This window comes from uncultured Acetobacterium sp., from assembly GCF_927416815.1.
GTDB lineage: Bacteria > Bacillota > Clostridia > Eubacteriales > Eubacteriaceae > Acetobacterium.
Window position 1 is genome coordinate 1 of the sequence record NZ_CAKMJU010000136.1, and the last position, 10,490, is coordinate 10,490.

A 10,490-nucleotide genomic window follows, 5' to 3' on the forward strand; every position below is an offset into this window, starting at 1 on the left:
TGATGCACGAGCAGACATCGACGAAACGCATCAACAAAATCCCCACGCTCCAGCTAAACAACCTGCTGCGCACCAAGAACGTGTGAAGCTTTGACATGTAAAGCACTAAAAAACACATCTCGAGACACACCACTTCTCTATATAATAATTAGAATGATGCTTAAAGGCAAGATGTTTCACGACGTTTTGTGCCTTGAGCGAAGCGAAAGGAATGGTTATAAAAATGAAAATAGCAGTAGCAAGTGATAATGGTATGGTTTCAGGCCATTTTGGCCATTGTGAAAGTTTTATGATTTATGATACCGTCGATGGTAAGGTTGTAACAACTGAAGTGGTACCAAACCCGGGTCACAAACCAGGATTTTTGCCAGTATTTCTAGATGATAAAGGCGTCAATGTTATTATTTCCGGTGGCATGGGCGGCGGTGCAGTTGATATTTTCAACGAGAAAAATATTGAAGTGATTACTGGTGCCCAAGGCAAAGCGGAAGATCTCGTGACGAGTTACTTATTGGGAGAACTGGTTTCGACCGGATCGGTCTGTCACGAACATCAACATCATGATGAGTGTGGCGAGTAAGTCGAAATTTAAAAGGTGTTTAGTCGGGTTGAAATCATTTTCCGAGGAAGCGCCCAAAAAAGAACTCTGGTTTTTGTTGAACCAGAGTTCTTTTTAATTGCCTTTAATCTAAATAACACGATTGTAGTTATTAGTAAACTCTGATAAAATAAAAGAAAACTCAGGAGGTCGATGCTTATGTCAGCATTTAAAAACACCGCTCCGGTTATTTGGTTATTGATATCCATGGCAGTATTTATCGGCGGCATGAATATGCTATTGAACGTTAAACTGGCCTGGAACATAATTATCACCAGTATTTCCATTATGTTGGTGGTGGTTGGGATGATGTATCTGTTTGCTATTTTTCTAAAAAAGGATGAAAGTAAGTTCAAAGAGCTGGGAATAGGATTTTTATGCTTTTTTGGAGGGGTCTTTACCTATCTCAACCCCCAGTATTTAAAGGTACCCTTTAGTTTTGCAATTGGGATGCTGGGGATTATTATTGGCTGTTTTGTTTTATTAAGCAGTATAAAATTAAAAATAGATGGGGCTTCCTGGGTGTGGACTTTGCTAGTGGCGCTCGTTTATATCGGTTTGGGAATTAACATGGCTTTTTTGACTACATCAGGCCGGATCTTTGGCATTATCTTTGGAATATATCTGATCTTTTTTGCCATTAATATTTTTGGTGATGCCTTGGTCAGCTTGATGAAACACAATGATGGTGCAAAAAAAGCCAAAAAGCATATCCGCGTCACCTTACCGCTGGTATTTGCGGCTTTCTTGCCAATGCGGATGCTAAAAAAAGTAAACGAATTGGTAGAAGAAGAACCAGATGCCTTATTGCTACTGGAAGACCATACCCTTGAACGAACCACCGATATGGAGATTTTTATCCATACTAAAGAAGGGTTGATTCCTGGTATGGGTCATGTCGATGCCTCCATTGGGGAGAATGTTTACAGTTACGGCAATTACGACGATTCCACCTGGAAGTTAGGCGGATTTTTAGCCGATGGCGTGTTGGTTGAATTACCCAAGGCCGAACATGTTAAACAGGCGCTGAAGGTTGAAAAGAAAATTTTAATGGGCTATGGTCTCGCACTGACGCCCGAACAAAAAAAAGGGGTGCAGGATCAGTTAGACAAGCTCCTTTCTCAGGTTCTGCCCTGGGAATCAAAGGCGGAGCAGGCTGATAAAGGCGAAATTGAAGGCGATCCAAAGAAATTTGAGGATGTTTCCAGTCAGCTTTATAATGATGCAAAGGCTAATTTTTATAAATTTCAACAGGGCAACGAATTTAAAACCTATTATGCCCTGGGAACGAATTGCGTCAAACTGGTCGATACGCTAGTCGGTAAAACCGGAATTGATCTGATTAAGGTCAATGGTATTATTACCCCCGGCGCCTATCTGGATTATCTGGATCGGCTCTATGATCGCGGTGATTCGATTGTGGTTTCCCGTACCCTGTATCAGGATATTGAAAATAATCAGGAAAAAAATGCGGCGATCAGTCCGGCGTAGAAATTTAGAATTGCTGTAGATAAAGATGCAGGTTGTTTTTATCGGTGTGAAACAGTAAAATTGCTACGCTTGCTTTTTAAACAGAAAACTTTGAAAAATAGAGGGTGAAAAATGAATCGCAAGGATTTAGAATGCTTTGTTCAGGTGTATAAAGAAAAAAGTATCAATCAAGCCTCCAAAAGTCTCTTTATTACACCTCAGGGACTCAGTCGACTGATAAAAAATTTAGAGGCAGAACTTGATACAACCCTGTTTCTTCGCTCAAAAAATGGGGTTATTCCCACAAAAAGTGGAGAATTTTTACAAAAAAAAGCTGAACATATGATAAAAGAGTTTCAGGAGATTGAAACAGGAATGAAAAAGTTGGAAAATAAAAAAGAGAGACTAATGATTGCCTGTTCCTATGGTGTAATGAGTGCCCTATCGGTTGAACTGTTGTTTGATTTTATGGAATATAATTTGGACATTCAGTTGCACTGGAGGGAGTGTACAGATAGAGAGTTGGAAAAAATGATCAGCTCAGGAAGTGCCGACATTGGCATCTGTGCGGGGAAATCTGATGAACATCACTTTACACAGAAATACTTATTAAGTCATAAAATGGTATTGATGGTCTATGAAGGTCATCCCCTTTTTGATGAGAAAGAAATTACCTTTGAGATGTTAAAAGATGAAGACATTGTGATTGAGGGACGAGAATTTAGAATTTATCATCGTTTCATCGAAAAATGTATGGAAAGCGGATTTGTACCAAAAATTGTTGTCGAAACAGCAGAAATGAGTTTCTCTCATAAGTTATGTCGATTAAAAAAAGGACTGGCGGTGTCAATTGATTTTATGGCAGATGATTTCCGGGTCGAATCGGTTAAAGCGATACCTTTTGCAGATACAGAGTTTTCCTGGGATATTTATTTTTTGCATAACAAGAATGCCATGCTTACCGCAGCCGGAGAGCGGTTTGAGCTATATATTATGAACAGAATCTAAAAAGTTTGCTGAATATCATTGCAAAGAATCTGTTGCTAGTTGGAAAGGGAAGCTTGATAGCGTTTGCACGACTGATATGTTAAACTGAATCCATAAACAAAAACATATTAGGGGGGAACAAAATGAATATGAATAATATAATGAGTGACTTGATCAAAAATATCAAAAAGAGTTGGTATTGTGTGAAGCAGAAAATAATCCTGATAATGAAAAGATACGGGTATGCAACGATTACAGCACACGTTCCTGTTTAGCCTGCAACACATGTTGGATGAAATAATCGGATCGATTGTCTGAATGACATAAGAGATTAAAATAAAATATTTACTTACCTAACCTAAGCCTTTCAAATAAAAAAATAGTAAGAAGAGACTAGCATTTATCGCTTAGTCTCTTTTTATTTGAGAAAAATCAGAGTAAAGAATCTGTTGCTAGTTGGAAAGGGACGCTTGATATCGTTTGCATTGCATGTGTGTTAAACTAAGGTCAGAAACACAAACAAACATATTTTTAGGAGGGTACTAAAATGAATATGGAAAGTTTAATGAATGGTTATAACAAAAGATTAGGTAAAGAGTTGCGTTTGTGTGAAACGGCAAAGAATCCTACTGATAAAAAAATTTGGCTATGCAATGATTATGGTTCGCGTTCCTGCTTAACCTGCAAAGCCAATACCTGTTGGGTGAAAAGAAAAAATAAAGGCTATTGATTAATCATAATTCATTAGGTAAGATAAAGATTTATTAAAGCAACTTGAAATGATTATGGTCGTACTCAATAATCCCATCCTTTTGGAGTTTGGAAAGAACCCGGGATAAGGCACTGCGATCAACACATAAAAAATCAGCTAATTCATTGCGGGTAAAGGGAATCTCAAAAGCGAGGTTTCCTTTTTTTTCGGCCTGTAGTGACAGATAGGAGAGCACCTTGTCTTGAATGGTTCGCCGCGATAATAACTGGTTTTTGCTGCTGAGGAGAATATTCTTTCGGGCTAAAATTTTCAAAAGGTTTTCAATCAGGTGATTGTGAAAGACACAGGAGTTGGGGCAGGTATTAATAATCCGTTCGATTCCCAGAAACATCACCGTGGCATTGGTTTTTGCCAGTACCGTTACCGGGCTTTCCTTAATCCCGGCACTGGCAAAGGCTTCACCGAAAATATGGCTGGGGCTTAATTCGGTCAGAATTGAACGGTTACCATAATAATCCTCTTGAATAACCTGGACTTCTCCGCTAAGAATAACCCCGACAGTGGTTACCGGCTGGCCGGTCAATAGGATAATTTCGCCTCGGTCATAACTTTTTTCTTCACCGCCAAGACATGCAAGCATGGCTTCCAGGTTTTCGTTGATGCCATCGAATAATTTAACTTTTCTTAAAACTGCTATATTTTTATTCATAATTTCCCTTTATGTTGCATATGCAACAGTTCTTTTGGGTAAATTATAATATGATTGGCTCAAGAAATCAATACACCATATTCCAGGAGGAAAAAAAGATGATACGAAAAATAATAACAATAGATGAAGAAAAGTGCAATGGATGCGGATTATGTGCAGAAGCCTGCCATGAAGGCGCAATTGGAATGGTTGACGGGGTAGCAAAATTATTAAGAGATGACTACTGTGATGGATTGGGAGATTGCCTACCCAGCTGTCCCACCGGAGCGATCACCTTTGTTGAACGGGAAGCCGCAGCCTATGACGAGGCCGCTGTCCTTGAGAACATCAAAAAGCAGGAAGCAGCTAAGAATGGCAGTGCCAAAGCCGGTGGCTGTCCAGGAACCCAGGCGAAAACAATGATCCGGGACACGGTTGAAGATGAAGGTTTAGAGCCGTTGGCCTGCGGTTGTCCGGGATCATCATCCAAAGCAATTGTTCGGGAAGAACCGACAGCCGATAAACCGGTCGCGACTACAGCACCCGAATCACAATTAAGACAGTGGCCGGTTCAGATAAAATTAGCACCGGTTAATGCACCCTATTTCAATGGTGCACACCTATTGATTGCCGCAGATTGTTCAGCCTATGCCTATGCTGATTTTCATAATCGCTTTATCAAAAATAAGATTACCTTAATTGGCTGTCCCAAACTAGATGCTGTTGACTACGCTGATAAACTGACCGAGATACTAAAACTTAATGATGTCAAAAGCGTCACTGTCGTGCGAATGGAAGTCCCCTGTTGCGGAGGTATCACAGCAGCAGTTACTTCGGCGCTTCAGAATTCAGGAAAAATGATTCCCTGGCAGGTAATAACCGTCACTACGGATGGAAAAGTACTGGAAAACGTATAGAAGATGATCATGGATAAGGAGGATCAGGTCATGGAAAAAAAATATCTAAAAAATATTGATGTGGCAGAGGTGTTGACATTTGTAGATATGGTAACATATCAAGACAATCAAATTGTCAGTAAGACATTAGCTCAGTCATCAGCACTCAGCTTAACATTATTTGCATTTGATAAAGGTGAAGAAATCAGTTCTCATGCATCTGATGGTGATGCAATGATTATTGCGCTTGATGGCGAGGGTGAAATTACGATTTCAGGTGAAAAATATATCGTAAAAAAAGGCGAAACAATTGTTATGCCGGCCAATAAACCTCACGCAGTTCACGCAAACGAACAGTTTAAAATGTTTTTGATTGTTGTTTTCCCGCAATAGATAGACTAAGTCAAGACAAGTTCACGAAGAATAAATTTAAAGAATAGGCCTACCGATAAAATTTTGTCCTGAAAATAGTTGCCTAAAAAATACAGCCATGTCCCAAAACGCCGGGGATGTGGCTTTTTTTGATTAAAAATTGCCAAAAGAAGTCTTACTTTGATTAAAAATCAAATGCATTTGATTTTTAATCAAAGTAGCAAAAATGCGCAAAAACATAGGCTGCAGCATTGTTTCGTAAACCTTTGCAGAAGTGGGGAAAAAATATTTTAAAAAGGCTTTAATTTGATCTTTTTGTGACAAAGTGGTGTTGTAAAAATAGAATGATTATGGTATGATAGCCCTGTCGATACATATATATACAAGTTGACAAAATACGAATTTTTCCTGTTGATAAATCGGTGATAATAACATACACTGATACATAGAGTAATTTGACCGGGAAACAATAATGGAGGAAAACATTATGGCTTTTAATATTGCAGTTGCAGGTAAAGGTGGCGTTGGTAAAACAAGTCTTACCGGTATGCTTATTGAATATTTAGTAGCGGAAGGTCTGGGTCCTATTTTAGCAGTGGATGCAGATGCTAACGCAAACCTCAATGAAGTGCTTGGCGAAGAGGTGGATCTTTCCATTGGTGAGATCAAAGAAGAAGTGAATCGAGCCGAAATGGATGGCGTACCACTGCCTCCTGGTGTAACTAAAACAGATTTCTTAAGACTTCGATTAAATCAGGCAGTTGCTGAAGGAAATGGTTATGACCTACTGGTTATGGGCCGTAGCCAGGGCGCTGGCTGTTATTGTTATGTTAACGGAATTCTGAAAACACAAATTGACATGCTGGCAACAAACTATCAATACATCATTGTCGATAACGAAGCCGGCATGGAACATCTAAGTCGGGGAACCCTTGGCAGAATTGACATGCTTATTCTTGTCAGTGACTGTTCCCGTCGGGGGATTCAGGCCGTTGGTCGGATTAAAGAGTTGATCACTGAACTAAAACTAAAAGTACCAGTGATCAAGCTGATCGTTAACCGCGCGCCAGATGGCATTTTAAACGAAGGAACAGCCGAAGAAATTAGAAATCAGGGTCTTGATCTCATCGGTGTAGTGCCACTGGATCAAAATGTTTTTGAATACGACGCCTACGGCAAACCACTGGTTCAGTTACCCGCTGATTCACCAGCCAAGGTGGCCTTAAGAGATATTGTCAACAAACTAGAAATCATCAAAAACGGCAAGAAATAGATTTTAAATATTAGAAAAGGGCTGTTTTGCAGCCCTTTTAGACGGAAACTGCGGAAAAGGGGAGATTGTTATATGAAAAAGGTACGATTTAATATTAAAGGAAAAAGATCGGTTGACTTAATTGCAAGCAATGGAGAAAACCTGCTGGAAGCTGCCAGACGCGCCGGTGTGATGATTGATTCGCCATGCAGCGGCAACGCCACCTGTGGTAAATGCAAGGTGAAAATTACGTCGGGTCAGGTTAAAACAGAAAAATCCCGGCACATTTCTGAGCAAGAAATGGCTCAGGGGATAGTGCTGTCTTGCAATGCAACTATCATTGAAGATATCGAGGTGGAAGTACCAGATTTAGCATCTTCTTTTGTAAACGAAATGCAGATCACCGATCTATCAGACAATGAAAATAAGAACATCAAATATGTCCGCAAGAAAATGATCAAAGAAGGGATGACCAATGCCAGTCGGCTCTGGTCTGAGATTATTCAATTGCCATGTCCTAGTATTGAGGACAACAGTGCCGATGAAGATCGGTTAAAACTCTACTTTAAGCAGAATTTAGGCTACGAAGACATCACGATCAGTTTGAATGTCATGAAGAAACTGCCAGATGCCTTTAGACAGAATGATTTTTTAATTGAAGTTGTTTATTTAAAACGCCGGGAAGTGGCTGAAATTCTCGATGTCAAACCGGGAAATGGCGAAAAGTCGGTACTCTACGGGATTGCCCTGGATATTGGCACGACTTCCGTATCAGCCTGTCTGGTAGATATGAACACCAATGAGATTTTAACAAAGGCCTCGATGGGAAATGCTCAGGTTAAATATGGAGCCGATGTGATTAACCGGATTGTTTACTCAGAAAAACCCGGTGGTTTAGAAAATCTTCGTCATGCGATCGTCGATGAAAGTATCAATAACCTCATCGAAAAGTTGGTAAAAACAATCGGCATTACCAAAGAAGATATTTACGAGGTCTGTGCCGCCGGAAATACAACCATGAACCACCTGCTGCTGGGATTAAACCCGGATTATTTAAGACGGGAACCCTTTATTCCGGCTATTAATGACATTCCGGAAATGAAATGTGCAGAATTGGGGATCAATGTTAATCCGGAAGGAAAGATATATTTAGCGCCGTCCGTTGCCAGCTATGTTGGCGGGGATATTACTGCTGGGGTCTTTGCCGTACCCGTTTGGATGCGGGAAGACTTCACCATGCTGGTGGATTTGGGAACAAACGGGGAAATTGTCTTTGGAAACAAAGATTTTTTGATGACCTGTGCCTGTTCAGCCGGACCAGCTTTTGAAGGTGGCGAAATAAGTTGTGGTACCCGGGCAGTGCCTGGTGCCATCGAACAGGTTACCATCAATGAAGACGACCTAAGACCTTTTTATAACACGATTGGTCATTTAAGTCCGGTGGGAATCTGTGGTTCTGGGATTATCGATTTAATTTGCGAAATGAAACGAACCGGCATCATCAATGGAAAAGGACGAATGGAACGGGATTTGAATCATCCCCGGATTAAATTTGATGAATACGGCATTGGGCAGTATCATCTCTATTCCAAAGAATTGGATAATGGCTCGAAAGATATCTATATCACAGAAATTGACATCGACAGCTTTATCAAGGCAAAAGGAGCAGTCTTCTCGGCCATTTATATTTTAATGGAAAGCCTCGATATGCCGATCGATGTGCTGGAAAACATTTATGTTGCCGGCGGAATTGGCACCAATCTCGATATAAAAAATGCCATTGCCCTGGGGATGTTGCCAGATATACCGGTAGATAAATACTACTATATCGGAAACAGCTCAATGCAAGGATGTTACCTTGCCCTGACCCTAAGTGAAGGAAAAGATAAGATTCGGGAGATCTCTCAAAATATGACTTATATGGAATTGAGTGTACACCCAACCTATATGGACGAGTTTATTTCGGCTTGTTTTATACCTCACACCAATATGAATTTATTTCCTTCGCTGGAAAACTGAAAATAGGAGATTGAGAATGGAAAATACATTACGGGACGAAACCGCAATAGAAGAAAAAAGAAAAGATAAATTACCCTATGAACACTATAAGGGGCTATTAAAAGACCAGGATCCGGATACCATTGCCAACAACAGTACCTGTCCATATGATGCAGAAGGTAACTTCTTCACGGTCACATTGATGGGAACACCATACAAGGTGGCCTATCCGGCTGGCGATGTGACAGACTTTGAGGGTCGGGATTTTGACAATTACAAGCTCAAAACAATGATTTTGCGTTATTTGATTAATGCCAAAGGGGTCAAGGCCACCGGTGAAAATATCGCTTATCGCGATGTTTCAGGCGGAAACATTTATTATCCCTGTTTTGAAGGACGCTGTTTAAAGCGGTTTGCCTTTACCTTTAATTATAATCTTGATGGATTAAAAAAAGCGATGGTTGTGTTGGGTGCCGAACCACAAAGTATCGGTGATCTTTCCTGGCGTTTTGAAGTCATCAATAATATGTTCATGACGGTTATTCTGTGGATTGGTGATGATGAATTCCCACCAGAAGCACAGATACTATTTGACGCTAATTTCCCCTCTGCCTTCAGCGCCGAAGATATGGCAGTAATGGGTGATATCTTTATTCCGGCATTAAAAGAACTCAGCAAGAAATAATGAAACAATCCAAGATACCGGATATAGACCCCCATTTTTCGGAAAGTAGTTATCGCGTCAATCGGGATCTGTTTAAAAAATTTGATCCCCTGGTGATGAGTGAAAAATCACTTTGTCCCTTCGATTCGAAAAATGGGCGGTTTGAAATAAGAGTCCTCGGTGATTCCTATTTTGTGGATCACCCGAGTGGCTTGGTGCGGAATGCCTTGGGGGGAGAATTTGATAATTACTCGATCAAAATTTTCATCCTCCGCTATTTGATGAATGCCACTGGCAAAACGCAAAGCTCAGAATGGATCAGCTTCAAGGAATTTCCTGACGGCCCGATTTACTATTCAAATTTTCATAAACGCTGTATTCAGGTTTTTGCCCAAATTGGCAATCAAAAGCCAGACCAGTTAAAACAATATATGGTTAATCAAAAAGCGATACCATATGGCAAAGGTGATCTTTCCTGGCAGTTCACAGTAACACCGGGGGTAGAGATTGTCTGGATTTTATGGTTTGGGGATGATGAGTTCGAAGCAGAGGCGCAAATTCTATTTGATAAAAAATTAACAGACGTTTTTAATATTAAAGACTTAGCAATTTTAGGAGATGTTTTGATGATTTCACTGAAAACCTTTACTTTGTCTTTAGACTCTAAAAAAAAATCGGATAAATTTTAGAAAAATGCCGAAAAATAATTGACAAACTTTTAACTAATAGTGTACAATCCCGAGTTTGACACTTGAACAAAAATAAAATCCTGTAAAGCCTTGATACAGCAGGCTTTGCAGGATTTTTCTGTGATGTAAAAAGTGCGTACTTTTTTATTTTTTTGTGTCTTTGA

Annotated in this window: 11 protein-coding genes; 10 read left to right on the forward strand and 1 reads right to left on the reverse strand. The window is 40.0% G+C overall.

Annotated features, from left to right (window positions below; translation table 11 throughout):
- Nucleotides 1-223 precede the first annotated feature (223 nt).
- The 4 genes from QZ998_RS16280 to QZ998_RS16295 all read left to right on the forward strand — a co-directional run bounded on the left by QZ998_RS16280 (nt 224) and on the right by QZ998_RS16295 (nt 3,785).
- On the forward strand, nt 224-580 hold the full coding sequence (locus QZ998_RS16280) for a NifB/NifX family molybdenum-iron cluster-binding protein (RefSeq protein ID WP_296561901.1): 357 nt from the start codon (nt 224-226) through the stop codon (nt 578-580).
- A gap of 177 nt (nt 581-757) precedes the next feature.
- Nucleotides 758-2,089, forward strand: a complete 1,332-nt coding sequence (locus tag QZ998_RS16285; protein WP_296561888.1) for an MFS transporter — start codon at nt 758-760, stop codon at nt 2,087-2,089.
- A gap of 111 nt (nt 2,090-2,200) precedes the next feature.
- Complete coding sequence (locus QZ998_RS16290; RefSeq protein ID WP_296561889.1) at nt 2,201-3,076, forward strand: LysR family transcriptional regulator; 876 nt, start codon at nt 2,201-2,203, stop codon at nt 3,074-3,076.
- Between the two features lie 526 nt (nt 3,077-3,602).
- Nucleotides 3,603-3,785, forward strand: a complete 183-nt coding sequence (locus tag QZ998_RS16295) for a hypothetical protein (RefSeq protein ID WP_296561890.1) — start codon at nt 3,603-3,605, stop codon at nt 3,783-3,785.
- Between the two features lie 34 nt (nt 3,786-3,819).
- Here the strand turns inward: QZ998_RS16295 and QZ998_RS16300 are convergent, their stop codons facing one another.
- Nucleotides 3,820-4,476: a Crp/Fnr family transcriptional regulator gene (locus tag QZ998_RS16300; protein ID WP_296561891.1), complete on the reverse strand. Its 657-nt coding sequence runs from the start codon at nt 4,474-4,476 to the stop codon at nt 3,820-3,822.
- Nucleotides 4,477-4,574: 98 nt separating this feature from the next.
- On the opposite strand from QZ998_RS16300, the gene QZ998_RS16305 reads away from it, so the two are divergent.
- From QZ998_RS16305 to QZ998_RS16330, 6 genes are all read left to right on the forward strand, one after another.
- The gene (locus QZ998_RS16305) at nt 4,575-5,372 is read left to right on the forward strand and encodes a 4Fe-4S binding protein (RefSeq protein WP_296561892.1); all 798 of its coding nucleotides are present in this window, start codon (nt 4,575-4,577) and stop codon (nt 5,370-5,372) included.
- Nucleotides 5,373-5,402: 30 nt separating this feature from the next.
- Nucleotides 5,403-5,744, forward strand: a complete 342-nt coding sequence (locus QZ998_RS16310) for a cupin domain-containing protein (RefSeq protein WP_296561893.1) — start codon at nt 5,403-5,405, stop codon at nt 5,742-5,744.
- A 466-nt stretch (nt 5,745-6,210) separates the two neighbouring features.
- Nucleotides 6,211-6,996, forward strand: coding sequence for an AAA family ATPase (locus tag QZ998_RS16315; protein WP_296561894.1), 786 nt, complete (start codon nt 6,211-6,213; stop codon nt 6,994-6,996).
- A gap of 72 nt (nt 6,997-7,068) precedes the next feature.
- Nucleotides 7,069-8,994, forward strand: a complete 1,926-nt coding sequence (gene acsV / locus QZ998_RS16320; RefSeq protein ID WP_296561895.1) for a corrinoid activation/regeneration protein AcsV — start codon at nt 7,069-7,071, stop codon at nt 8,992-8,994.
- A gap of 16 nt (nt 8,995-9,010) precedes the next feature.
- Nucleotides 9,011-9,658 carry a DUF3786 domain-containing protein gene (locus QZ998_RS16325; protein WP_296561897.1) on the forward strand — a complete coding sequence of 216 codons (648 nt, stop codon included), beginning with the start codon at nt 9,011-9,013 and terminating at the stop codon, nt 9,656-9,658.
- The gene (locus tag QZ998_RS16330; RefSeq protein WP_296561899.1) at nt 9,658-10,326 is read left to right on the forward strand and encodes a DUF3786 domain-containing protein; all 669 of its coding nucleotides are present in this window, start codon (nt 9,658-9,660) and stop codon (nt 10,324-10,326) included. Before QZ998_RS16325 ends, QZ998_RS16330 begins: the two co-directional genes overlap by 1 nt.
- Nucleotides 10,327-10,490: the final 164 nt, after the last annotated feature.

Excerpts from the sequence above, each read along its gene's own strand:
- QZ998_RS16280 (WP_296561901.1), top strand. The coding sequence starts at position 224 with ATGAAAATAGCAGTAGCAAGTGATAATGGTATGGTTTCAGGCCATTTT.
- QZ998_RS16285 (WP_296561888.1), top strand. The coding sequence starts at position 758 with ATGTCAGCATTTAAAAACACCGCTCCGGTTATTTGGTTATTGATATCC.
- QZ998_RS16290 (WP_296561889.1), top strand. The coding sequence starts at position 2,201 with ATGAATCGCAAGGATTTAGAATGCTTTGTTCAGGTGTATAAAGAAAAA.
- QZ998_RS16295 (WP_296561890.1), top strand. The coding sequence starts at position 3,603 with ATGAATATGGAAAGTTTAATGAATGGTTATAACAAAAGATTAGGTAAA.
- QZ998_RS16300 (WP_296561891.1), bottom strand. The coding sequence starts at position 4,476 with ATGAATAAAAATATAGCAGTTTTAAGAAAAGTTAAATTATTCGATGGC.
- QZ998_RS16305 (WP_296561892.1), top strand. The coding sequence starts at position 4,575 with ATGATACGAAAAATAATAACAATAGATGAAGAAAAGTGCAATGGATGC.
- QZ998_RS16310 (WP_296561893.1), top strand. The coding sequence starts at position 5,403 with ATGGAAAAAAAATATCTAAAAAATATTGATGTGGCAGAGGTGTTGACA.
- QZ998_RS16315 (WP_296561894.1), top strand. The coding sequence starts at position 6,211 with ATGGCTTTTAATATTGCAGTTGCAGGTAAAGGTGGCGTTGGTAAAACA.
- acsV (WP_296561895.1), top strand. The coding sequence starts at position 7,069 with ATGAAAAAGGTACGATTTAATATTAAAGGAAAAAGATCGGTTGACTTA.
- QZ998_RS16325 (WP_296561897.1), top strand. The coding sequence starts at position 9,011 with ATGGAAAATACATTACGGGACGAAACCGCAATAGAAGAAAAAAGAAAA.
- QZ998_RS16330 (WP_296561899.1), top strand. The coding sequence starts at position 9,658 with ATGAAACAATCCAAGATACCGGATATAGACCCCCATTTTTCGGAAAGT.